The organism is Corynebacterium sp. CCUG 70398, assembly GCF_024454055.1.
Taxonomy (GTDB): Bacteria; Actinomycetota; Actinomycetes; order Mycobacteriales; family Mycobacteriaceae; genus Corynebacterium; species Corynebacterium genitalium.
Genome location: NZ_JAGPYZ010000007.1, coordinates 37,948 through 61,791 on the forward strand (window position 1 = coordinate 37,948; position 23,844 = coordinate 61,791).

The 23,844-nt window shown below is 62.9% G+C and carries 22 protein-coding genes; 17 read left to right on the plus strand and 5 right to left on the minus strand.

Going from position 1 to position 23,844, the window contains the following annotated elements; all coding sequences use genetic code 11:
- Positions 1-19 precede the first annotated feature (19 nt).
- The 5 genes from KBX07_RS08535 (at position 20) to KBX07_RS08555 (ending at position 4,686) form a co-directional block, all read left to right on the plus strand.
- A complete protein-coding gene (locus KBX07_RS08535; protein WP_255997101.1) occupies positions 20-964 on the plus strand; it encodes a UTP--glucose-1-phosphate uridylyltransferase in 945 nt (314 codons plus the stop codon).
- 12 nt (positions 965-976) lie between these two features.
- Complete coding sequence (glp, locus tag KBX07_RS08540) at positions 977-2,242, plus strand: gephyrin-like molybdotransferase Glp (RefSeq protein ID WP_256023780.1); 1,266 nt, start codon at positions 977-979, stop codon at positions 2,240-2,242.
- Positions 2,239-2,916: a GNAT family N-acetyltransferase gene (locus KBX07_RS08545; RefSeq protein WP_256023782.1), complete on the plus strand. Its 678-nt coding sequence runs from the start codon at positions 2,239-2,241 to the stop codon at positions 2,914-2,916. Before glp ends, KBX07_RS08545 begins: the two co-directional genes overlap by 4 nt.
- A gap of 108 nt (positions 2,917-3,024) precedes the next feature.
- On the plus strand, positions 3,025-4,131 hold the full coding sequence (gene glpR, locus KBX07_RS08550) for a gephyrin-like molybdotransferase receptor GlpR (RefSeq protein WP_256023783.1): 1,107 nt from the start codon (positions 3,025-3,027) through the stop codon (positions 4,129-4,131).
- Positions 4,132-4,155: 24 nt separating this feature from the next.
- Positions 4,156-4,686 (plus strand): hotdog fold domain-containing protein, encoded by a 531-nt coding sequence (locus KBX07_RS08555; protein ID WP_005291314.1) that lies wholly within the window; start codon positions 4,156-4,158, stop codon positions 4,684-4,686.
- 25 nt (positions 4,687-4,711) lie between these two features.
- Here KBX07_RS08555 and KBX07_RS08560 read toward each other — a convergent pair whose 3' ends face one another.
- Positions 4,712-6,355 (minus strand): thiamine pyrophosphate-dependent enzyme, encoded by a 1,644-nt coding sequence (locus KBX07_RS08560; protein ID WP_005291312.1) that lies wholly within the window; start codon positions 6,353-6,355, stop codon positions 4,712-4,714.
- Positions 6,356-6,422: 67 nt separating this feature from the next.
- Positions 6,423-7,160 carry a DNA-3-methyladenine glycosylase I gene (locus KBX07_RS08565; protein ID WP_256003356.1) on the minus strand — a complete coding sequence of 246 codons (738 nt, stop codon included), beginning with the start codon at positions 7,158-7,160 and terminating at the stop codon, positions 6,423-6,425.
- A gap of 56 nt (positions 7,161-7,216) precedes the next feature.
- Between KBX07_RS08565 and KBX07_RS08570 the strand changes: the two genes are divergently transcribed.
- Positions 7,217-7,624 (plus strand): DoxX family protein, encoded by a 408-nt coding sequence (locus tag KBX07_RS08570; protein ID WP_005291308.1) that lies wholly within the window; start codon positions 7,217-7,219, stop codon positions 7,622-7,624.
- Between the two features lie 10 nt (positions 7,625-7,634).
- A complete protein-coding gene (locus tag KBX07_RS08575; protein WP_256023785.1) occupies positions 7,635-8,273 on the plus strand; it encodes a zf-HC2 domain-containing protein in 639 nt (212 codons plus the stop codon).
- Here the strand turns inward: KBX07_RS08575 and KBX07_RS08580 are convergent, their stop codons facing one another.
- The gene (locus KBX07_RS08580; protein ID WP_370687283.1) at positions 8,274-9,851 is read right to left on the minus strand and encodes a dolichyl-phosphate-mannose--protein mannosyltransferase; all 1,578 of its coding nucleotides are present in this window, start codon (positions 9,849-9,851) and stop codon (positions 8,274-8,276) included.
- Between the two features lie 50 nt (positions 9,852-9,901).
- Here KBX07_RS08580 and rsmI point away from each other — a divergent pair, with 50 nt between their 5' ends.
- Genes rsmI through metG form a run of 3 tightly spaced genes read left to right on the plus strand, consistent with a single transcriptional unit; the run spans position 9,902 to position 14,470 of the window.
- Complete coding sequence (gene rsmI / locus KBX07_RS08585; RefSeq protein ID WP_256023786.1) at positions 9,902-10,741, plus strand: 16S rRNA (cytidine(1402)-2'-O)-methyltransferase; 840 nt, start codon at positions 9,902-9,904, stop codon at positions 10,739-10,741.
- A gap of 39 nt (positions 10,742-10,780) precedes the next feature.
- Positions 10,781-12,583: a BCCT family transporter gene (locus tag KBX07_RS08590; protein ID WP_256003546.1), complete on the plus strand. Its 1,803-nt coding sequence runs from the start codon at positions 10,781-10,783 to the stop codon at positions 12,581-12,583.
- A gap of 18 nt (positions 12,584-12,601) precedes the next feature.
- On the plus strand, positions 12,602-14,470 hold the full coding sequence (gene metG, locus KBX07_RS08595; RefSeq protein WP_040423804.1) for a methionine--tRNA ligase: 1,869 nt from the start codon (positions 12,602-12,604) through the stop codon (positions 14,468-14,470).
- Positions 14,471-14,808: 338 nt separating this feature from the next.
- Here metG and KBX07_RS08600 read toward each other — a convergent pair whose 3' ends face one another.
- Positions 14,809-15,198 carry a DUF3806 domain-containing protein gene (locus tag KBX07_RS08600; RefSeq protein ID WP_005291296.1) on the minus strand — a complete coding sequence of 130 codons (390 nt, stop codon included), beginning with the start codon at positions 15,196-15,198 and terminating at the stop codon, positions 14,809-14,811.
- A gap of 23 nt (positions 15,199-15,221) precedes the next feature.
- On the opposite strand from KBX07_RS08600, the gene KBX07_RS08605 reads away from it, so the two are divergent.
- The 5 genes from KBX07_RS08605 to KBX07_RS08625 are packed head-to-tail and all read left to right on the plus strand — an operon-like array spanning position 15,222 to position 20,873.
- Positions 15,222-16,073, plus strand: a complete 852-nt coding sequence (locus tag KBX07_RS08605; RefSeq protein ID WP_256003361.1) for a TatD family hydrolase — start codon at positions 15,222-15,224, stop codon at positions 16,071-16,073.
- Between the two features lie 29 nt (positions 16,074-16,102).
- The gene (locus tag KBX07_RS08610) at positions 16,103-17,245 is read left to right on the plus strand and encodes a resuscitation-promoting factor (RefSeq protein WP_255995422.1); all 1,143 of its coding nucleotides are present in this window, start codon (positions 16,103-16,105) and stop codon (positions 17,243-17,245) included.
- Positions 17,246-17,256: 11 nt separating this feature from the next.
- Entirely contained in the window at positions 17,257-18,108 is an 852-nt protein-coding gene (rsmA, locus tag KBX07_RS08615) for a 16S rRNA (adenine(1518)-N(6)/adenine(1519)-N(6))-dimethyltransferase RsmA (RefSeq protein WP_256003363.1), read from the plus strand.
- Positions 18,108-19,058 carry a 4-(cytidine 5'-diphospho)-2-C-methyl-D-erythritol kinase gene (locus KBX07_RS08620; RefSeq protein WP_256003365.1) on the plus strand — a complete coding sequence of 317 codons (951 nt, stop codon included), beginning with the start codon at positions 18,108-18,110 and terminating at the stop codon, positions 19,056-19,058. The genes rsmA and KBX07_RS08620 overlap by 1 nt, the downstream gene beginning before the upstream one ends.
- 12 nt (positions 19,059-19,070) lie before the next feature.
- Positions 19,071-20,873: an ABC-F family ATP-binding cassette domain-containing protein gene (locus KBX07_RS08625; RefSeq protein ID WP_256003372.1), complete on the plus strand. Its 1,803-nt coding sequence runs from the start codon at positions 19,071-19,073 to the stop codon at positions 20,871-20,873.
- A gap of 30 nt (positions 20,874-20,903) precedes the next feature.
- Here KBX07_RS08625 and KBX07_RS08630 read toward each other — a convergent pair whose 3' ends face one another.
- Positions 20,904-21,719 (minus strand): TraB/GumN family protein, encoded by an 816-nt coding sequence (locus KBX07_RS08630; RefSeq protein ID WP_255995429.1) that lies wholly within the window; start codon positions 21,717-21,719, stop codon positions 20,904-20,906.
- 103 nt (positions 21,720-21,822) lie between these two features.
- Between KBX07_RS08630 and KBX07_RS08635 the strand changes: the two genes are divergently transcribed.
- Positions 21,823-23,070, plus strand: a complete 1,248-nt coding sequence (locus KBX07_RS08635; protein WP_256003376.1) for an NRAMP family divalent metal transporter — start codon at positions 21,823-21,825, stop codon at positions 23,068-23,070.
- Complete coding sequence (locus KBX07_RS08640) at positions 23,049-23,840, plus strand: putative hydro-lyase (protein WP_370687236.1); 792 nt, start codon at positions 23,049-23,051, stop codon at positions 23,838-23,840. The genes KBX07_RS08635 and KBX07_RS08640 overlap by 22 nt, the downstream gene beginning before the upstream one ends.
- Positions 23,841-23,844 lie beyond the last annotated feature (4 nt).

Consider the following 23,844-nt stretch of genomic DNA (forward strand, 5'->3'; position numbering starts at 1 on the left):
GTAGGTAGACTCACCACTTATGGCATCTACGCGCAAGTCCAACGTGAAAACCGTGATCGTGCCCGCCGCAGGCATGGGCACGAGGTTCCTGCCCGCCACGAAGACGGTGCCGAAGGAACTGCTGCCGGTCGTGGACACTCCGGGCATTGAGCTCATCGCGGAAGAAGCAGCACAGTTGGGGGCACAGCGCCTGGCAGTCGTGACCGCGCCAGGCAAAGGTGAGGTCATGGAGCACTTCGGCCCATTCGATCAATTGCACGACACCCTGCTGGCACGCGGCAAGGACGAGCAGGCGCAAAAGGTTGCCCGCGCATCCGACATCATCACGGCGGAGGCTGCCGTGCAGGAAGAGCCGCTGGGCCTGGGCCACGCTGTGGGGTGCGCGGAATCTCTGCTGGGTGATGACGAAGATGTTGTCGCCGTCATGCTGCCCGACGACCTTGTGCTGCCCACCGGCGTGATGGAAAAGATGGCTGAAGTCCGCCACACTCTCGGCGGGTCAGTGCTGTGCGCCTTCGAGGTCGACCCGGAAGACGTGTTCAACTACGGCGTGTTCGATGTCCGCGAGGTTGAGGCCGGCGCTGATGTCGACGCATCTCACGTCAAACGCGTCGTGGGCATGGTGGAGAAGCCAGAACCCGCCGAGGCTCCGTCCAACTTCGTCGCCACCGGACGCTACCTGCTCGACCGCGGTATCTTCGACGCGCTGCGCCGCATTGAGCCGGGCAAGGGCGGTGAGCTGCAGCTCACTGACGCGATTGAGCTGATGATCAACGAGGGCCACCCAGTCCACGTCGTCGTCCACGACGGCAAGCGCCACGACCTGGGCAACCCGGGTGGGTACATTCCGGCGAACGTGGACTTCGGCCTCAACCACCCGAAGTACGGTCCCGCGCTCTACAAGGCCATCAAACAGATCGTCGCGGACTTCGAGTCGGAGAACCCACACCTGCGCGACCAGTAGTAGGTTCAAACCATGCGCAGTGTCGACGAGCAGCTGGACATGATCATCGACGCGACGATGACGCCCGAGCCCATCCGCATCGGCATCACCGACGCGTTGGGCTTGATGTGCGCCGAAGAAGTCCAGGCCTCCTCACCACTGCCGGGTTTCTCGCAGGCAGCTGTCGACGGTTACGCGGTGCGCGCGGTCGACGTCGGCGGCGGTCAAACACTGGGTAAAAAAGAAGGACCGGCCGCGGCGGAGACCGAAACGTCACTGCCCGTGGTGGGCGAGGTCGCGGCAGGCTCGCAAAAACCACTGCGCCTCCAACCGCGCCAGGCTGTCCGTGTGGCCACGGGTGCCCCGCTGCCGACGCTTGCAGACGCTGTCTTGCCGCTCGAATGGTCCGACCGCGGCCGCAAACGCGTCTCCCCGCACCGTCCGGTGCGCTCTGGCGACTTCATCCGTAAGGAAGGCGACGACATCCAACCCGGTGACCTGGCCGTGCGCGCTGGTGCCGTGCTCGGCCCAGCGCAGATTGGCCTGCTGGCTGCCACCGGCCGCGATAAGGTTCTGGTGTACCCGCGTCCGCGTGTGACAGTGATGTCTTACGGTCTTGAACTGGTTGACGTTGACCGCAACCCCAGCCTGGGCCAGGTGTATGACGTCAGCTCCTACGCCGTCGCCGCTGCAGCAAAAGACGCCGGTGCGGAGGTCAACCGCGTCGGAATCATCAATGCCGAACCCCGCCGCCTCAAGGAGCAGATTGCCACCCAGGCGCAGCGCAGCGAATTCCTTATTATTACGGGTGCCGTTGGCGGCTCAAGTGCGAAGCCGCTCCAGGGAGCGCTCGGTGAGCTGGGGGAGATCGACACCTCGCGCGTTGCCATGCACCCTGGGTCTGCCCAGGGCTTCGGTCTGATCGGCGAGGACCGGATCCCGGTTTTCCTGCTGCCGTCAAACGCGGTCAGTGCGCTGGTGATCTTCGAGGCACTAATCAGACCTGCGGTCCGAACATCGTTGGGCAAGCGCGTGCCCACGCGCCGCACCGTCAAGGCGCGCTCGCTTAACCACATCGAGTCGATTCCGGGCCGCGTGGGCTACGTGCGTGCCCGCCTCATGCGCGATGCGGAAACACGCGACTACCTGGTGGACAGCATTGGCGGCCCGTCCGGCGGCCCGGCCCACCTTCTGGCCGGTCTTGCTGAGGCGAACGCGATGATCCGCATCCCCGTCGACGTGGCGCACGTCGGTCCTGGCGACATCGTCGATGTCATGTTCCTCCAGCAACGGGCATGATCTTCGGCAAGAAATCCCGCCCGCGTTCTGGCCAGCGCCACCCAGTCCACCCCGGTTGGCCGGAGCCCACGCCGACGGTGTTCATCCCGGGTGAGAACCGTTTGCGCCTGCGTCCGCTCACCATCCAGGACGGCAGGGACTGGGCGCGCATGCGCATTGCCGACGAGCCCACCCTGCGCCCTGTCGAGCCCACGGTCAGTGGCACATGGCGCGAGGCTCACTCGCAGTCCGCATGGATGTCTACCTGGACCAACCTGCGCCGCTACGCCCATGACGGTGTCATCGTTCCGCTGGTCATCGAGCTCGACGACGCCTTCATCGGCCAAGTCACGTTGGGCAACATCCAGCACGGCGCGATCGGGGAGTGCTGGATCGGGTACTGGGTTCATTCGCCCTATTCGGGCCGGGGCATCGCGACGGTCGCGTGCGCCCTCGGGGTGGACCACGCCTTTGCCCGGATCGGCATGCACCGCGTGACCGCGACCTACCTTCCGGACAACCCGGCTTCCGGCAAGGTACTGGCCAACGCGGGCTTCCGGGAGGAAGGCTTCCTCAAAGAGAATCTGCATATCGACGGCCGCTGGCGTGACCACCACTTTGTCGCCCAGAACATTGATGATCTACCCGGATCAGCTGTGGAAAGGCTCGCCGCACAGGGTCGTTTGTGGATTTAAATTCTGCACCAATTTTCACGGCGTGGTTCGGTCAGAGGCCCACTTTCCGTGGCTAGTGTCTAGCTAACAACTAGCAACCTGTCCTGTGTGCAGAAAGGTCGTGGGCCCATGTCCGGCAGCCTCAGCCTGATCATCGTCCTCATCGTCGTGGTGTGGGCGATCGTTCTCGCTCCGATGGTGTTCGGGGACTCCAAACCCATCAGGCGTTCCGGAGAGGGGTACGACGAAACTCGCGTCCTTCACCAGGGCGGCACCGCTGATGTGCAGGGTCGACGCCGTCCGCGCGTGACCAAAGCGGACATTCACCACTTCGACGACGACAATGATTATGAGGTCGTTGAGCCTGTGAAATCCGACAGCGGTTCGGCCTCCTGGAAGAAGCGCAGTGCCGCCGCAGAGCACGATGTCATCGACGCAGAGCCCGAGCCCGCGGCGCTTATCGACGACACCGCAGCCACCGACGACGAGACCGTCACGTATAGCGTCGTTCGCGCCGGTGATTTCGATGACAGTGACGTAGGTGCCGCCGAGTACGAGTTGGACGCGACGTACTTCTCCCCGGAGGATTACGGTTACAGCACCGTCGTCACGCTCGAAGCAGATGAGACTGCGGATCTCGACGCAGATACAAAAGCAGACGCTGATGCCTTCGCTGACGACGAGAGCGCCTCTGATGTGGAGCTGGCCGTTGAGGACGATCTCGACGCAGAAGACCTCGATGTTGACGCTGACGCTGAGGTCGAGCTCGACGAGAGCGAAATCTCTTACGCCCGCGCACGCCGTGGGCGCGGCGGCTGGGACCCGCAGACCGCGCAGCGCGCCCGCGAGGACCGTGCTCGCCGCCGCCAGCGCACCATCCTCGGTCTGGCCGCCGCGACTGCGATCGCAGTCGTGCTCGCGCTCGTCGCTGGCGGCTGGGCCTGGGCAGCACCGGTTGTCGCTGCCGGTCTTTTGGGCTGGTACTTGGTCGCACTGCGCACCCAGGTCATGCAGGAGCGTGAGCTTCACGCGCGCCGTATGCGCCAGCTCCACCGTGCCCGCCTGGGTGTCGTCTCGTCTGAGGAAGGTGCTCCGGTTCCCGCTCACATGCGCCGACCGGGCGCTGTGATTGTGGAGATCGATGACGAAAGCGCCGATTTCGCCAACCTGCCCATCTACCGCCGTCCGGTCGAGCAGCTCGATGAACCCGAGGCACAATACCGCGACATCGCCTAACTATGGCCAGTAACATCACGGGGTATGACTGACGCTTCCGTGACTACTGCTGACCCGACCACCCAGACCAACCCCAACCCGGGCAAATCCGCCCAGCTGTGGGAAAAGTTCAGTGACACCGCGCTCAAGCGTGCGGTGTTTTCTGCCTTTTACTCGGTCAAAGCCCCCTACTTCCGCACCGTCATGCCGCGCGTGCGCGAAGCCGTGCCAGGCCGCTGTGTGGTGCGTTTGGGCAAGTGGTGGGGTGTGCAGAACCACATTGGCACCTTCCACGTGATTGCTGGCCTGAACGGCGCTGAAGCCGCAATGGGTCTGCTGTGCGAAGTGTCGGTTCCGGACACCCACCGTTGGATCCCTCGTGGCATGCGCGCGGACTACCCGAAGAAGTCCACCGGAGGCCTGACCATTACCGCGACCGCGGACTTCCCGGACTTCGACTCCATCACCCGCGAGACGGGCGGACAGCTGGTCACTATTGATTGCCAGATCGTCGACGATGCAGGTGTTGAGCCCATCACCGCCGAGATCGACGTCTGGGTCACCGCGAAGAAGTAACCCCTGAGCCTGAAGGTTCCAGAGACTACGGCAAAGGCTCCGCCTGCTCCTGGTCCACGCGGACGTGGAGCAGCGCCACCCGGCCGTCCGCCACCTGGCGGACGGCCTCTTCCACGGTGTTGTCCACCTGTGCAGGGTCGTCCAGCTTCGCCGCCCACGCGCCGTTCGCTTCGGCCAGCTTGCAGAACTCCGGGTTCTCCAGCTGGGTACCGCTGACCCGGCCTGGGTAGTGCTTCTCCTGGTGCATGCGGATCGTGCCGTACTGGGCATTATCCACGACCACGATGAGAACCGGGGTGTGGTAGCGCACGGCGGTGATCAACTCGTTGCCGTTCATCATGAATTCGCCGTCGCCGGTGAACACGACCGTGAAGCGGTCCGGGAACGCCAGCTTCGAAGCGATCCCAGCCGGCAGCGAGTAACCCATCGAACCCAGACGGTTCGCGATCATCGAGGGGAATGTCCGCGTAGGGAAGAACCGCTGCGGCCAGAAGCAGTGGTTGCCGGCCCCGTAGGTGCAGATCGCGTCGTCGGGAAGCTGTTTGATGAGTGCCTCCATGACGTCGTGCATGTCCACGCACGCGGCGGGTTCGTCGTAACGCTTTGCGACAGTGGGCAACGTGGAGTGCTCCAGGTGCAGCTCGCGCGCCCGGGTGAACCATTCGCTGGTGTCGGGCGTGGAATCGAGCTCGAGGCTGCCCAGCGCTTCGGCGAAGGCCACCGGGGAGGCGATGATGTGACGCGTGACGGCGGCAGTGTGGCCGACCAAGTCCGGGTCCGGCGTGATCACGATGTTCGCTGCACCAAAGTCCTGCCGGCGGGTGAAATTGTCGGTGGGCTTGTCCCACAGGACGCCGCCGACGGTAATGAGCAGGTCGGCGTCGTCGAGAAGCTGCGCGGTTTCCTCTTTGCGCGCGGTGCCTAGCCACCCGGCGTTGGCAGGGGAGTCGAAGCCGATGCGGTCGGAGGAGCGGGTGTCGCCCACGACCGGGATCTCATGCTCCTCCGCAAACTGCTGGACAGCGTCGCACGCTTCCTGCGTCCAGCCCTGGCCACCTTCGAAGATGAGCGGGCGCTCGGCCTTCTCCAGGTGTTCCTTGAGCACCGCCGCATCGGCATTGGACACGCCTCCATGCGCGACCTTGATGGGCGGAGCGAGCTCACCACCTGGGCACTCGGCGGCTACGACATCTTCCGGCAACCCGACAACGACCGGGCCCGGACGGCCCTGCTGAGCCAAACGCATCGCATTCGCGACGACACCGCTGGCGCGGTCTGGCTCATCAACAATGAACACGCCCTTGGCAATCGAGCCGAACCACTGGTGCGGGTCGAATTCCTGGAAAGACTCGCGGTAGCGGTCTTCGCGCGGAATCAGACCAATGAACAGCACGAGCGGGACGGCGTCCTGCCAGGCGGTGTAGACACCGATCTTGGCGTTGGCAGCACCGGGGCCGCGGGTGACCATGACCACTCCGGGTTTACCGGTCGCCTTACCGTAGGCATCTGCCATGTAGGCGGCGCCGCCCTCGTGGCGGCACACAATGGTGGAAATATCAGTGTCGTGCAAACCGTCAAGCACAGCGAGGTAACTCTCACCGGGGACCAGGAAGACGTGTTCCGTCCCGTGGTCTTCGAGGGTCTGGGCGATGGCCGAACCGACGTGCATGGCTCTCCTTGGTGGGGGCTACTTACCCCACCAAGAGTGCCCTGTCATGCCGGTTTCTGCCACTGACTTAGAACTCGAGCGGCGTCATCCGCAGTCCCGCATCGCGACGCCAACAGCCCTGCAGATGGGTGTTCACCACACCTGCCGCCTGCATGAACAGCCACGCAGACTTCGGGCCGATGAAGGTGAAACCGCGGGCTTTGAGGTCTCTGGCCAGCGCAGCAGATTCTTCTGTCCGTTCAGGGATGTCCAGCATCGTTTCCGGTTGCGGCATGATGGCTGGCTGGTAGGCCCACACGAGTTCGGGCAGGCATGTTCCGTCGCGTCGCATCGCCACAGTGGCCTCAGCGTTGGTGATGACGGCGCTGAGTTTCGTCCGGTTACGGATCAGGGCTGGATTGTCCAGCATTTTCTCCACGTCAGCCTCCGTCATCTGCGCCACGACATAGGGGTCAAAATCGCTGAAGGCACGGTTGAGGGCGGGGAACTTCCGCAGCACGGCGCGCATGGAGAGCCCGGATTGCAGGACTTGGAAGCACAGGGCGCGGAACATCTCATTCTCGCTCAGCCCGGGCACACCCCACGTCGTGTCGTAATACAAACGTGTCAGTGGGTCTGTGGCTGCCCACGGCGGGCGGGCCTTGCCGTCTTCGCACATGACGGGGCCGACAATGGCCGGTTTGTCTTCCAACAGGGGCGCGAGCAAGCGGGCGTGCAGCGGGCAGTCGTCGATGGTGAGGAAGTCGAAGGGGAGGTGGTCGTAGGAGCAGGTGCAGTGTGTTTCAAAGTCGAGGTATGTCGTCATACCCTCGTTAGACTGCTGGACGTGCCCGTTTGGTTCCACGTTGTAGGGTTGAATTCATGAATAGACCGGCTGTCCGCGACTTTGCGCTGCTCCTTGCACGTTTCATCGTGGGAGTGGTGTTCATTGCCCGGGGTTACCAGCACTGGGTGGGAACGGGGATGAGCGAGACTGCGCAGCAATTCGCCCAGGCCGGTGTACCGCAGCCACGGTTGGTCGCGTATGTGGCGGGCTCAGTCGAGTTGATCGGCGGTGCCATGCTCATCATCGGGTTGCTCACCACTATCATCGCCGGGTTGATGGCCGTGATGGTGCTGGTGGCAGGCTATTTCATCCACCTTCCGCACGGTTTCTTCGCAGAAGACGGCGGACTAGAGTACCCGCTGATTCTCGCCGTTCTCCTGGGGCTGATCTTCGTGTTCGGCGCGGGCCGGGCGAGCATGGACCGGGTGCTCGTTGATGGTTAGCCACAGCGAGGTGCAAAAAGCGCTCTCTGCGCGTATCGACGGTGAAGACCCCGGCCTAGACAACGCCGTCCTCGACGCTCACCTCGCCGGTTGCCCCGAGTGCCTGGCCTTCTGGGAACGGTCGCTGCGGCTGACCAGCTCCTTGAGCCTGGTGGAGGCTGATGGTGCCATGGTCCCGCCTACAGATCTCTCCGATGTCATCTTTGCTGGGGTGGAGGGCGAATTCCGCCGCGTTTCCTCCCGGCGCGTTGTGGCGTTGGCGGTGGGCCGGATCCTCCTAGTTGTGCTCGGTGTGGTTCACGCGTTCTGGGCCGGTGACTATGTCTTGTCCGCAACGGCTGTCACCGATGATTCCTCCACGGCCCAATTGCTCATCGGGGTGGCCGCGGTTCATGTCGGCATTACATCCGCCTTGCTTTTTGCTGCTTGGAAGCCTGCTCAAATCCCCGGAATCTTGCTCATCGTGGGCGCAATGTTCGGCTTCACGGTGGGCTTCGTCGTGCTGGAGGCCGTTTCTGGCAGCGGCACAGCGCCGTGGATGCAGCTGTTCACACTGTTGCTCACCTGTGCTGCGCTGGTGTTCATGTGGTTTGCCGACAAGGGGCTGGCTAACCCGCTGCGGCGCCTCAGTTCGGGCCCGCTGCCGTAGCTAGGTCCAACTCGGTAGCCACATGATCTGCTGGAACCAGCTGTCGGGGATGACAAAGCCGTAGAGGATCGGGGAGAAGTAGAGGAACATCCCGATCACCACAGCCAAGTAGCTCACCACCGTGAACTGGCCCCATGTGATCGGGTAGCCGGCGATCTTGTGCAACTTCGGCACGGGCCCGCCCTTCTGCGCTAGGTTCCCCAGCGCCAAAGCTATGAGCACGATGGTGAAGGGGACCAGCGGCGCAGCATAGAAGAAGTACATCTGGCGGTCGAAAGCCGCCAGCCACGGCAAAAAGCCCGCCGCAAAGCCGATCAGCGGCAAGACGACGCGGCGGTCACCACGGGAGATCCACGCCCAGATCGCCCACAGCAGGATCGGGACTGTCAGCCACCAGATCGCGGGTGTGCCGAAGAGGTAGATCATGCGGCGGCACTCTTGCCCGCCGGCGCATTCGATGCCGGTGGAGGAGTAGAACAGGATCGGGCGCGACGCCACCAGCCAAGCCCACGGCTTAGAGTCCCACGGGTGCGAGTGGCCGGATGAGGAGGTCAGTTCACTGTGGAAGTTGAGCACGGACAGGTGGTAGTACAGCCAGCCGCCCAAAGCGTCGGGCAGGTTGCTCAGCCAAGGCCAGTCGGAGTCGGCGATGGTGCCGTCGACCGCCGCGTGGCGGTACACCGAGGTTTCGGAGGCGAACCAAGCGCGCCACGACCACAAGTAGAGAACTGCCGGGATGAGCACGATCGACGCCAGCGCTGATGGAACGTCGCGCAGCAGCGTTCCGGCCACGGGCTTTTCCACGCCGTAGCGCCGCCGCAAGTACACGTCATAAAAGGACGACAGCAATCCGAAGAAGGCGATGTAGTACAGGCCGGACCACTTCACGGCCAGAGCGCACCCGAGTACGACGCCGGTGGCAAACCGCCACCAGCGAAAACCCAGCCGGGGGCCGTACGGGCCGGAGGCGGCGATGGTGCCGTCACGCCAGGCGCTGTAAAGCCTCTGATGCACTTGGCGCATATCTCCCGCGAGCGTCCACGCGGCTACAACAACGGGAAGCAGAATGAACACATCCAGCATGCCGAAACGGCTGATGACCAGCAGCACACCGTCGCAAAGAGCAATGATGCCCGCGAACATCGCCACCACCCACGACTGCGAGATGCGCCGCGCGAGCAGCATGATGAACACCACAGTCAACGCACCGAACAGGGCCGCCACGAAACGCCAGCCGAGCGGGGTGTAGCCGAACAGTGTTTCACCGAGTGCGACGAGTTTCTTGCCCAGCGGCGGGTGTACAACGAGGCCGTAACCCGGGTTCGACTCAATACCGCCGATGACCGGGTTGAACGACGAACGGTAAATGTCCCAGCCCTGAGGGACGTAGTGCTTCTCGTCGAAAACCGGGGTGCCTTTCGACACTGCCGTGGTCACTCCGATGAATCGCGTGAAGAACGCCAGCACGGCCACCACCGCTGTGGTGATCGTGTCGCGGCGGTCCCAGGGGACCGTCACAGGTGCGGTGGGGGCGGGACGGTCCACGCGCACTTTCTCGGCCACTAGTGTCGAACTCACGGGTGATGATCTTACTGTGTGCCCCGCGCTGCTTGTGACAAGCTGGGTGCATGGACAACACTCTTCCCGCCCATGGTGTCGTGGTGGCCGCCACTCCGTTGGGCAATATCGGTGACGCGTCCCCGCGCCTGAAGGCAGCGCTGGAACGCGCCGACGTGATCGCCGCTGAGGACACCAGGCGGGCCCGCAACCTGGCGGCAGCGCTCGGGGCGGAGATCCGCGGCAGAGTCGTCTCCAACTTCGACCACAACGAGGACAAGCGCACGCGTGAGCTTATCGACGCTGCACGTGCAGGCATCGTCCTCATCGTCACCGACGCAGGCATGCCGCTGGTGTCCGACCCAGGGCATTCCCTTGTCAGCGCGGCCCACGATGCTGGTGTGCCGGTGACGTGCCTGCCTGGGCCGTCGGCCGCGACCACCGCGCTCGCTCTGTCTGGACTGGGCGTGGGCCGGTTCATTTTCGACGGTTTCGCTCCACGGAAGTCTGGTGCGCGTCGGTCATGGCTCGAGTCGTTGAAGAATGAAGAGCGCGCGGTGTGCTTCTTCGAGTCGCCGCACCGGATTGAGGGAACACTCGCCGAGGCTGCGGAAATCCTGGGCGAGCGCCACGCCGCCGTGTGCCGCGAGCTGACCAAGACATTCGAGGAGATCAAGCGCGGGACTCTCGCGGAGCTCGTCGAATGGTCCCGCAACGGTGTCAAAGGGGAGGTCACCGTCGTGATTGACGGGGGACACGAGACCCAGGACCCTGAAGACGTGCTCGAGCTCGTGCAGCAGCGGGTCGACGACGGGATGCGGCCTAAAGACGCCGTCAAGGAAGTCGCGAAAAACGCGGGAATTAAAGCAGGAGAGCTTTACGACGCCTTCATCGCCGCCCGCAGCCAATAGTCAGCAAAGGTGCACCCTGCGCACATCTCCGTTACCGTCATGTGGGTGAGTAGTGAAGAGAAGATGACAGATCCGCATGACCCGAACGTCGACCCGCACGCTGACGACCCGATCGTGACCCACAACCGCCCCGCTACCGCCGAGCTTCAGGACCTTCTGGATGCGCGGAACGACGGCGACCAGCAGAAGATCAGCGACCCGGAGGATGCTATTGAGCGTGCCTCCGAAGACGAGAACCTGAAAATCGACTGGGCGATTGTCGCCCCGCTCGCCGTCATCGTGGTCGCCGTAGTCGTTTGGGGCCTGGCCGCAAAGGAGAGCTTCAGCGCCTTTTCCAGCGCGTCGTTCAGCTGGGTGATCGAGAACCTCGGTTGGGCGTACGTCCTGTTCGGCACTATTTTCGTCGTGTTCGTCATGGTGCTTGCGGTCTCCAAATTCGGCAAAATCCGGCTCGGCGCTTCCGACGAGCAACCGGAATTCACCACCATGTCCTGGATCGCGATGATGTTCGCCGCCGGCATGGGCATCGGCCTGATGTTCTTCGGCGCATCCGAGCCGCTGAACTTCTACCGTGACGGCGTGCCTGGCATGGACAGCGCGGATGCCGTGGGCACATCCATGGCGCAGACGATGTTCCACTGGACCCTTCATCCGTGGTCCGTCTACGCCATCATCGGCCTCGCCATCGCCTACTCCACGTTCCGCCTCGGCCGCAAGCAGCTGCTGTCCAGCGCGTTTATCCCGCTCATCGGACAAAAGCGCGCGGACGGATGGCTGGGCAAGCTTATCGACGGCCTCGCCATCTTCGCCACCATCTTCGGCACCGCCTGCTCCCTGGGACTGGGCGCCCTGCAGATTTCCACTGGCCTGGAGGCCTCCGGACTCGTCGATTCCCCGTCGACCATGTTGACCGTCGGCATCGTCAGTGTCCTGACCCTGGCGTTCCTGCTGTCCGCCATGTCCGGAGTGGGCAAGGGCATCCAGTGGGTTTCGAACTTCAACCTGATCGTGGCGGCGGTGCTGGCCATCTTCGTGTTCGTCTTCGGGCCGACCCTGACGCAGCTGAACCTGCTGCCGACTGCCATTAGTTCCTACCTGGACCAGTTCTTCCTCATGGCGTCGCGCACTGCCGAGTCCGCCGACACCGAGGCAGGGGAGTGGCTCGGTTCCTGGACCATTTTCTACTGGGCATGGTGGATCTCCTGGTCCCCGTTCGTGGGCACCTTCCTGGCTCGTATTTCCCGTGGCCGCACCATCCGTGAATTCTGCTTTGGTGTCACTCTCATCCCGGCTGGCTTGTCCACCGTGTGGTTCTGCATTTTCGGCGGCACCGCCATCCACCTCGAGCAGACCGGTGAGTCCATCTATGGCGAGGGATCGTCCGAGGAGCAGCTGTTCAACCTGCTGCACTCCTTCCCGGGCGGTTTCGCCATGGGCATCCTGGCGCTGATCCTGCTGGGCACCTTCTTCATCACCTCCGCGGATTCCGCCTCGACTGTGATGGGCTCCCTGTCCCAGAACGGCAAGACCGACGCGAAGCCGCTACTGACCGGCATGTGGGGCCTTGCCACCGCAGCCGTCGGCCTGACCCTGCTCATCGCGGGCGGTGACGACGCTTTGGACTCCCTCCAGAGCGTGACCATCGCGGCTGCCACCCCGTTCCTGGTCATTCTCATCCTGCTGATGTTCGCCATCGTGAAGGACGTCAGCAATGACACCATCTACCTGGACATGAAGGAGGAGCAGCGCTTCAACCACCAGCTGGCTGTCGAGCGCCGGATGCACCGCGATGCCATTGCCAAGGCCCGCAAACGGCAGCGCATGTTCGGCACCAAGCGGTAGTCACTTATGCTGGGGCGTATGACTGTCTCCCCGAACAACGCCACCTCCGAAAATGTCCTCGTGTGCGTGGCGTGGCCCTATGCAAACGGGCCACGCCACATCGGCCACGTCGCCGGCTTCGGCGTCCCTTCCGATGTGTTCGCGCGCTACCAGCGCATGGCGGGAAACAACGTGCTCATGGTGTCCGGCACCGACGAGCACGGCACGCCGCTGCTCGTCCAAGCGGACAAGGAAGGCGTGACGGTCAAGGAGCTGGCGGACCGCTACAACCGCCAGATCGTCGAGGACTTGGCCGGTTTGGGTTTGTCCTACGACCTGTTCACCCGCACCACCACCCGTAACCACTACGCGGTGGTGCAGGAGTTGTTCAAGGGCTTGTACGACAACGGGTACATGATCAAGGAGACGACCAAAGGCGCGATCTCCCCGTCGACGGGCCGTACCTTGCCGGACCGCTACATCGAGGGCACGTGCCCGATTTGCGGTGCAGACGATGCCCGCGGCGACCAGTGCGACAACTGCGGAAACCAACTCGACCCAGTCGACCTGATCAATCCGGTTTCTAAGATCAACGGTGAAACACCGGAGTTCGTTGAGACCGAGCACTTCATGCTGGACTTGCCGTCACTAGGCGATGCCCTCAAGGAGTGGCTCGAGGCGCGCCAAGACTGGCGCCCCAACGTGCTGAAGTTCTCGCTCAACCTGCTCGAGGACATGCGTCCGCGCTCCATGACTCGCGACATCGACTGGGGCATTCCCGTTCCTGTCGAAGGCTGGGAGAACGACCCAGGCAAGAAGCTCTACGTGTGGTTCGATGCGGTTATCGGCTACCTGTCCGCCTCTATCGAGTGGGCTGCCCGCTCGGGCAACCTGGACGCCTGGAAGGATTTCTGGCAGGACCCGGCCACGCGCGGTTACTACTTCATGGGCAAGGACAACATCACGTTCCACTCCCAGATCTGGCCCGGTGAGCTGCTGGGATATGCAGGTAAGGGCACGAAGGGCGGCCAGGAGCACCGTCTGGGCACACTGAACCTCCCCACTGAGGTTGTGTCCTCGGAGTTCCTCACCATGTCCGGCTCGAAGTTCTCCTCCTCCAAGGGCGTGGTCATCTATGTCAAGGACTTCCTGGCGGAGTTCGGACCTGACCCGCTGCGCTACTTCATTGCCGTGGCTGGCCCGGAGAACAACGACACTGACTTCACGTGGGACGAGTTCGTCCGCCGCATCAACAACGAGCTGGCGAACGGCTGGGGCAACCTGGTCAACCGCACCGTGTCCATGGCGCACAAGAACTTCGGCGAGGTGCCGCAGCCGGGGGCGTGGAACGAGTCGGATCAGCGCATTCTCGACCTGGCTGCCCGCACGTTCGGCGAGGCCGGCGCGGAGCTTGGTGAGGCCCACTTTAAGAACGCCATCACCAAAATCATGCACGTCGTCGGCGAGGCCAACGCCTACATCGCGGAGCAGGAGCCATGGAAGCTGGCCAAGGACGAGTCTCAGCGCGAGCGCTTGTCGACGGTCCTCTGGACCGCCCTCCAAGTCGTCTCCGATTGCAATGCGATGCTGACCCCTTTCCTGCCGCACACCGCTCAAAAGGTGCACGAGACTCTCGGCCGCGACGGTGTGTGGGCCGCATCCCCGCGCGTGGAGGAGGTCGTGGATAACGCCGAGCATGACGATGCTGGCATGAACCTCATCGGTGTCGGCCTGCCCGAAATCGGCCAGACCTACCCGGTGATCACAGGTGACTACGAACAGCAGCAGGCAACCTGGTCCCGCGTCGACGTTGTGCCGGGCACTCCTTTGGAGAAGCCGCAACCCCTCATTGCGAAGCTCGACCCGGAGCTCGGCGGGACCGGCCCCGAGTGGGCACCGGTGCAGTAGCGGGCTCGGGCCCGGGTAACCCCTGCTGGGCTCGATCTTGCAAAAGAGGACAAACTCGATTCCTGTCTAGAACAGTCCCCGCAGGTCAGAGCCTTTTAGGGGAGTAGATCGAAATCGAGTTTGTCAACGTTTGCAGCGGGAGTTTGAAGTGCTTCGAGTTGGGACCGCCAGGGCGCCCGTGCGGAAAAGTTGACAAACTGGTTTTCTTCCTAGAGTCATTACCGCAGGTCAGCGCGTTCTAGGACGCTAAACCGCTATCAAAGTCGTCAACTTTTCCGCAAGCGGGCCGGGAGAGGGTCCATCCAGACCATCCAGACCGGCCAGACCCCCTTCCAGCCCTACTCGCCCAAGAACTGCGCGATGAACGCAGTCAGTTTCCCTGTTTCGTCATCTTCGAAGCGGGTATCCACCACGACGAGGGGCGCGGTGTACATGTCGCGGCTGGGGGAGGCGACGACGAGGTCGGTGCCGTAGTCGTCGTTAAGCATCTGCCATTGGAAACCGTGCTCGCGGATGAAGGCGTCGCCGAGCGCGGTGCCGAAGATGCGGGCGGTGTCGCCGCGCGGGTAGGCGCGCTGCAGGTCGGGGTCGAGTGCGAGGTATTCGCCGAGGGTTTCTTCGAAGCTGGCCACGATGTCGCTGATGGAGCCGTTGATTCCGGCGACCGCTGCTTCGGCGAGGTCGCGGTCGATGTGGGCGCGGGTGGCATCGTCGATGTCGGTGAACATGCCCCCAATATAGGCTCGGAGGTATGTCCAAGAAGAAACCGCGCCCTACGCCTGTGCCAGCCGAAGGAATCGCTGGGCTTATTGATGCCCACACGCACCTCGCCTCCTGCAATGCCCGCACCCGCGAGGAGGTCGACGCGATCGTTGAAAGGGCGGTCGGCGCTGGTGTGGAACGGGTGTGCACCGTCGGTGACGGGTTGGAGGAAGCGGAGCTGGCTTTGCAGGCTGCCCACTTCAATGAGCGCGTGTTCGCGGCGTGTGCAATTCACCCGACAAGAGCGCATGAGCTTGACGACGACGCACGCCAACGGTTGGCAGACATGGCCCGCGACGAGCGTTGCGTAGCGGTGGGGGAGACCGGTGTGGACACCTATTGGCTTAAACATGACCCGGAGCGCACCGCCCCGCTCGAGGTGCAGGAGGAGGCGTTTCGGTGGCACATCCAGCTCGCGTGCGACACGGGCAAGACCTTGATGATCCATAACCGCGAGGGCGACGACGACATGATGCGCATCCTCGCGGATTCGCCGCAGCCGAAGCACGTGATGCTGCACTGCTTCTCTTCACCTCTCGACGTGGCGCGGGAGGCGATCGAGCGCGGGTACGTTTTGTCGTTTGCCGGCAATGTCACGTTCAAGCGCAATGAGGAGTTGCGTCAGGCTGCAGCTGAAGCGCCGGTGGGGCAGGTGCTGATCGAGACTGATGCACCGTACATGACGCCCGAACCGTTCCGAGGCGCACGGAATGAACCAGCCCTGATTGGTCATACTGCGCGCGTTGTGGCTGAGGCTCGTGGGGTTGATGTGACTGAATTGGCGCATGAGGTCAGGGGCACTTTTGACCGGCTGCTTCAACCTGCGAACTCGCTTGATTAACACGGGAAGTTATCGTATTGTTATCTTCCATGTCACGTCATCGTCGGATCAATAAGAACTCCACCACCCGTGCAGTGATCGCCTCTGGCGCTATCGGAGCTGTCGTCATTGGTGGTGCGACCACTGCTGCCGCAGCCCAGAAAACAATCACCGTCGACCTCAATGGAGAGGAGACGGAACTGAACACCTTCGCGGGCAGTGTCGACGGCGCGCTGGAGGCTGCCGGCGTGGATGTCGGCGACCAGGATCTGGTGCACCCGGCGCCGGGCGAGTCGCTGTCCAACGGTGACACCGTGACCGTGCGCACGGCGAAGCCGGTGGGTGTACGCATCGACGGCGGCCAGGTGCAGCAAGTCACCACCACGGCTGCGACGGTGAATGACTTCTTGGGCGAGATGCCCGGCGTCGCCGGTGGCTCCGCTCACGATTACTCCGCCGACCAGCGCGTCGAGGACGGAATGACGATCGACGTGACCTCTCCGAAGATCGTCTCCATTACCGACGGCGGCAAGACGACCTACACCTCCGCCCCGGCGCGCACTGTCGCCGAGCTGTTGGCGGCCCGCGGCGTGGTCATCGACTCTAACGACCGCGTCACCCCGAGCCTGAACACCCCGGTGACCGAGGATATGGCCGTCAAGATTGAGCGCGTGGACATCACCCAGCGCACCGCCACCGAGGAGTTCGAGGCGGATCCGACGTACGTCGACGATGACAGCCTTGCGCCGGGTGAAGAGAAGGTCCGCGAGAAGGGCGAGAAGGGCGAACGCAAGGTCACCCGCCGCCTGGTCACCGTGAACGGCAAGGTCGAGTCCGATGACGTGCTCAAGCGCGAGGAGACCCGCAAGGCACGTCCCGCTGTGATTGCCCGCGGCAAGCAGCAGGCGGGCGGCAACACGGGCGCGTCCGCACCGGCAGTCGCTGGCGGTTCCGTGTGGGACTCCATCGCACAGTGCGAGTCCGGCGGAAACTGGTCCATCAACACCGGTAACGGCTACTACGGTGGCCTGCAGTTCGCGGCGTCCACGTGGTCCGCTTACGGTGGCGGCCAGTACGCTCCGACGGCTGACCAGGCGACCCGCGAGCAGCAGATTGCCGTCGCTGAAAAGGTCCAGGCTGCCCAGGGTTGGGGCGCGTGGCCAGCGTGCACCGCATCGCTGGGTATCCGCTAGTCTCGGAGGGCATGACTACTTCCCAGCTGCTTGGCCCCGCGGAGATCCGCGCGTTGGCTGAGGAGCTCGAGGTCTCTCCAACGAAGAAGTTGGGGCAGAACTTCGTGCACGACCCGAACACGGTCCGCCGGATCGTCGCTGCCGCTGACCTGGATGAGCCAGGCATTGCTGAGACGGTTCTCGAAGTCGGACCGGGTTTGGGCTCGCTCACACTGGGGCTTATCGACGTTGCGAATCACGTCGTCGCTGTCGAAATCGATCCGCGGCTGGCAACCAAATTGCCGGAAACTGTCGCCGAGCGCAGCGACGACGACAAGCTCACCGTGTTCAACATGGATGCACTCGCGGTGTCCCACGCCGACCTCGACCGGGAGCCGACGGCGCTGGTGGCAAACCTGCCGTACAACGTGGCGGTGCCCGTGCTCCTTCACCTGCTTGAGGAGTTTCCCAGCATCCGCCGCGTGCTGGTCATGGTCCAGCTTGAAGTGGCGGAGCGTCTCGCGGCCGACCCTGGCTCGAAAATCTACGGCGTGCCCAGCGTTAAAGCGTCATTCTACGGGGATGTGCGCAAGGCGGGGACGATCGGCAAGAACGTCTTCTGGCCTGCACCAAACATCGAATCAGGGCTTGTGCGCATTGATGTGAACGAGACATTCGACCGCTCGCTGCGGCCCCAGGTCTTTCCGCTTATCGACGCCGCATTTGCCCAGCGCCGCAAAACCCTTCGTGCGTGTTTGACCGGGGTCTACGGATCTGGCCCGGCTGCAGAGGAAGCCTTGCGGGCAGCGGGCATTGACCCGGGGCTGCGCGGTGAGAAGCTCTCTGTGGAGGACTTTGTCCAGCTTGCGGAGGTGACTGACTAATGTCACCTGCAGTTCCACTGTTCACGGAATCGTTCTCGGGCCGTGCGCACGGGAAAGTGAACCTCCACCTTGGTGTGGGGGAAGCAAGGGCCGACGGGTACCACGAGTTGTCCACAGTGTTCATGGCCGTCGACAGGCCGGAGACAGTCACCTTGACGCCGGCGGAGGAGGCGTCGATCAGCACGACCTTTCATGTCGAAGAACCCGACGAAGATGTGGACACCCCGCGTAACTTGGCCTGGCGCGCGGTGGAGGCGCTGGCTGGCGTGGCCGGAGACGCAGAGGGGGCTGATCTGCCGCCGGTGCGGATTGAGGTAGATAAGACCATCCCCGTCGCAGGTGGCATGGCCGGGGGCTCCGCCGATGCGGCTGCCGCGGTTGTCGCTGCTGAGGCCCTGTTGCTCCACTACGGGTACACAGTGGAGCCGGAAGATCGAGACAACGTATGGAAGGCCCTCGGGGCAGACGTGCCGTTTGCTGCGATGGGCGGCGTCGCGTTGGGCACGGACCGCGGGGATAGCCTCGTACCGATGATGTGCCGTGGCTCCTACTGGTTCGCTTTTCTCAACCCGCAGGTGGGGCTGTCGACTGGAAAGGTCTTCGAGAAGCTCGACGATCTGCGCTTTACCTACGCTTCGATGGTCCCGCACATGGACACCGCACTCATTTCCCGGGCGCTGCTTTCTGGCGACCCTCACCAGGTCGGCGCGGCGATGCACAACGATCTTGAACCGGCGGCCCTGGCGTTGCGGCCGTCATTGCAGCAGATCATCCACGATGCCGAAGACGCTGGTGCAATCCGAGCAATGGTGTCTGGATCCGGGCCGACAATTGCCGCGCTGTGTGAGGATCAGGCGGTGGCGCTGCGCGTCGTCGATAAGCTCACGGCGCACGGAAACATTGAAGGTTTCGCCGCACAGGGTCCCGTCGGTGGTGCAGCTCTTCTCTAGAATGGCCACATCATGGCTAACCTGATCAACCTGGAAAATGTGTCCAAGACGTGGGGGCTGAAAACGCTCTTGGATGGAGTCTCTCTCGGCGTTCAAACCGGCGACCGCATCGGCGTTGTCGGTCTCAATGGCGGCGGCAAGACCACGCTGCTGGAGGTGCTCACCGGCATCGAGCCGCCAGATGATGGGCGCGTGTCCCACACGAACGATCTGCGGATGGCGGTGGTGACGCAGCGTTTCGATCTGCCAGATGAGATGACCGTTGGCCAGGCAGTTGTGGAGCCGCTTGGGTTGGAGGTCTTCGAGTGGGCGTCGAATGCGAAGGTCCGCGAGGTGCTTGCCGGCACCGGTGTGGCTGAGCTCGGGTTGGACACACCCGTGGGGCAGTTGTCGGGTGGTGAGCGCCGACGCGTGAACCTTGCCGCTGCGCTCGTGCGTGATCTCGATCTGGTTGTGCTCGATGAGCCGACAAACCACCTCGATGTGGAAGGTGTGCAGTGGCTCGCTGACCATTTGATGAAGCGCAAACTCGCCATCGTGGTGGTCACGCACGACCGCTGGTTCCTGGATACAGTGGCCACCCTGACCTGGGAAGTCCATGACGGCAAAGTCGACGTTTACGAGGGCGGATACAACGACTGGACCTTCGCCCGCGCCGAGCGCGCCCGCCAGGCCGACGCGATTGAACAGCGCCGCCAGAATCTCGCCCGCAAAGAGCTTGCGTGGTTGCGCCGCGGTGCGCCGGCGCGCACGTCGAAGCCGCGCTACCGCATCGAGGCGGCGGAAGCACTCATTGCGGACGTTCCTGCCCCGCGCGACACGGTCGAGCTCATGGCGTTTTCTAAGCAGCGCCAGGGCCGCGTTGTGATCGAGCTCGAGGACGCACGTATTGACGCTCCTGACGGGCGAACCCTTGTGGACCATCTCACGTGGCGTCTCGCGCCGGGGGAGAGGATCGGTCTGGTCGGCGTGAACGGATCCGGCAAGACGACGCTGCTGCGCGCGTTGGCAGACGATTACCCCCTCGCTGCAGGCCGCCGCGTTGAAGGTCAGACGACCCGTATTGGATGGCTACGCCAAGAGCTCGACGACCTTGACCCGACCCGCCGCGTTATCGACGCCGTCGAAGACGTGGCCACCTACATCACCCTAGGCAAGAAGGAGCTATCTGCCTCCCAGCTGGCGGAACGCCTCGGGTTCTCCCCCAAACGTCAACGCACCCCCGTCGGGGATCTCTCCGGTGGAGAGCGCCGTCGCCTGCAACTGACGCGTGTGCTCATGAGCGAGCCGAACGTGCTGCTTCTCGACGAGCCAACCAACGACCTCGACATCGACACCCTCCAGGAACTCGAGGACCTGCTCGACTCGTGGCCGGGGACGCTCGTGGTGATTTCCCACGACCGCTACCTCATCGAGCGCATCGCTGATGTCACGTACGCCCTTTTCGGTGACGGTGACTTAACGAATTTGCCGGGTGGGATTGAGCAGTACCTGGAGCGCAGAAAAGCAATGGAGCAGGACTCGGGCGTTCTCAACCTGGGACAGAACGAGCCGAAGGCTGCGGAGAAGCCGGCTGGCGTCTCACCGCAGGAACGCCGCGAGCTGTCGAAGAAGATGAAATCGCTCGACCGCAAAATGGAGAAGCTCGACGAGCAGGTGGCCGCGTTGGAGGCGCAGATCACGGCGATGTCGCAGGAGGATGCCCCCGATTTCGAGGCCATCGGAGCCAAGACGGGTGAGGTCGCGCAGCTGCGCGGACAGCGCGAAGAACTCGAGCTCGAGTGGCTTGAGCTGGGAGAAATGCTCGAGGGTTAAAGCTCTCAACGTTGTCGAGAACGCGCTGACTTAGCGTCGCTCGACGGGCAGCTCGACCTTTCGCACTGTCCATCCCGCGCGTGCCAGGCTCGCTAACACGCCATGATCGAGCGGTAGGTGGGCGGCGCCGACGAGAACCAATCCTTCTTTGTCGCACAGCGCGACGTCCAGCTTGCTGGCCAGGGCGCTGTTGCGCTCAACCATGGCGGGCGAGTTCAGGTCCTTGTCCCGAACCAGTAGCAAGTTTTGCTCTACATAACGCTCAAACATGTCGAATGCGTCGTCCGCGTAGTACTCGTCTAACGCTTCCGCGAGGTCCTCGTTTTCGTGCATGTGTGCAAATTGCTCTTCGACACTTTCGAGGGATTCAACCGGAATCTCTTCCTTCATTGCAACGTCGACGAAGTGAGTTTCAGGTTCGAACGTGCCCTCGTCGAAAAACTGCGAACGGAGCTGGGTTTCCACTCTGACCAGCTGCGCGAGTGCTCCCGCTGGCAAGTGTTCGAGGTGGTCTTTCATGGGGGAGAGGCGAGGGGACGAGCTCAGCAGACTCTGCAACCTGTCCATGTCATCTGAGGAAAGGGTTTCGGATGCAGTTTTCTGGCTCATCTCAGTTTCGCTGCCGAGTTGTTCGAGCCCCTGCTTCCGCAGATCATCAAGGTCGTGGGGGTTGATCTCAACGAACAGTGCCTCTTTGCTCTTGAGGATTTGTTCAAGCTCGCTCACCGGCAACGCGATCTTCGTGTCGTCGATGACGTGGAGGGTTCCGAAGAGAAAGGATTCTTTTCCCTCCGGTGACCTGAGCGACCAGAAGAGAGAATCAGCGAACGGTGTGGATGAGCTCATGAGATTGAGGGTAGCGGACCCCGATTCCCGGCATTCGGGTCCACAAGGGTAGGTTCACGCCTTAAACTAATCGCAAATTTTCTCCCTAGGAAAGGAGGGCCCGATGACTATTCAGGACGGCTCCACCAAGGCAGAGGTTGAGACCTCTAATAACGGAAAAGTGGAGGCACCCAAGGGCGTCGGCTCCGTTATCGGCGCTGTGTTCCTCATGGCGACCAGCTCGATCGGCCCGGGCTTTCTCACCCAGACCAGTGTGTTCACCGTCCGGTTGGGCGCTGCTTTCGCGTTCGCGATTCTCATCTCCATTCTCGTGGATATCGCGATCCAGCTGAATGTGTGGCGCGTGCTCGGTATCTCGGGGCTGCGTGCTAACGAGCTCGGCAACTCGGTGATTCCCGGGCTGGGATGGGTGATGTCGTTACTGGTCTTCGCAGGCGGCATGATCTTCAATATCGGCAACATCGCCGGTGCAGGGCTGGGAATGAATGCCATGCTCGGCCTTGACCCGAAGATCGGCGGCGGGATCTCAGCGGTGATCGCCGTATTGATCTTCCTGTCCAAACGCGCAGGTGTTGCGCTGGACCGCATTGTTGTGGGCCTCGGCGCGATCATGATCCTGCTCATGCTGTACGTCGCTATTGTCTCCCAGCCGCCCGTCGGAGATGCGTTGAAGCAGACGGTCCTCCCCGAGCAAGTGGACTTTGCAGTCATCGTCACGCTAATCGGCGGCTCGGTCGGCGGCTACATCACCTTCGCCGGTGTCCACCGCATCATTGATTCGGGCCAGACCGGTGTGGAGAATATCAAGAATATTTCGAATGCATCTGTGCTGGGCATCGTGGTGATCGGCATCATGCGTGTGCTTCTCTTCCTCGCGGTGCTCGGCGTGGTTGCTACCGGCGTGGTGCTATCCAAGGACAATACGGCCGCCGATGCTTTCTACCAGGCCGCCGGAGAGTTCGGGCTTCGTGCCTTCGGTCTGGTGCTGTGGGCGGCGGGCCTGTCGTCGGTGATCGGTGCGTCCTACACTTCGCTGACATTCGTGACCACGCAGAAGACAGATGTGAAGCTGCGCAACTGGCTCACGGTGGCGTTCATCGTGGTATGCACGATCCTGTTCCTCCTCCTTGGCACTGCGCCGCAGAAACTGCTCATCTTCGCTGGTGCCTTCAACGGGCTTATCCTGCCGATCGGTTTTGCCGTGGTCATGTGGGCCGCGCTGTTCCGCAAGGATCTACTCAAGGGATACAACTACCCGGTGTGGATGAAGGTCATAGGAGTGATTGTGCTCGTGGGCACTTTCTGCATGGGCTTCCGCTCACTCTCCGGATTGGCAGCACTGTGGGCGTAGAAAAGGATCCCGCCCGCGCGCGGGACTACTTCCGCACCCACGACGTGGGCACCACCGCGGGGTGGGCGCCCGGCTACGCGCAGGCGAACCTTATTGCGGTTGACCAGAAGTACGCTTTCGACTTCTTGCTGTTCGCTCAGCGCAACCCGAAGCCGTGCCCGGTGCTCGGCGTTCTCGAGGCAGGCCAACTAAATTCCGAGCTCATGGCCGGCGGCGACATTCGCAAGGATATTCCGGCGTACAGGATCTACAAGCACGGTGTGCTTATCGACGAAATCACCGACGCCACCGGCTACTGGACCGACTCCACGGTGGCATTTCTCATCGGCTGCTCATTCACATTCGAAGACGCCCTCATTGCCGAGGGAATTCCAGTCGCGCATATTGAGCAAGGGCGCAATGTGCCCATGTACCTAACCACCCTCGAGACGGAGCCAGCTGGGGTCTTCGGCGGGCCGATGGTGGTGTCTATGCGCCCGATCCCTGCTAACCGCGTCGCGGACGCTGTGCGGGTCACTTCGCGCTATCCAGCGGTGCATGGTGCGCCGATCCATGTCGGCGACCCGGCGGCGATCGGCATTAAGGATCTTGGGGCACCCGATTTCGGTGACCCCGTGGACATCCCCGCCGGCACTATCCCAGTGTTCTGGGGTTGCGGCGTGACTCCGCAGTCCGTCGTGATGAGTTCCAAGCCGGAGCTGGCCATCTGCCATGCCCCGGGCAAGATGCTCATCACTGATATTCCGGACCGGTCCTACCAGGTTCCGTAAAGAG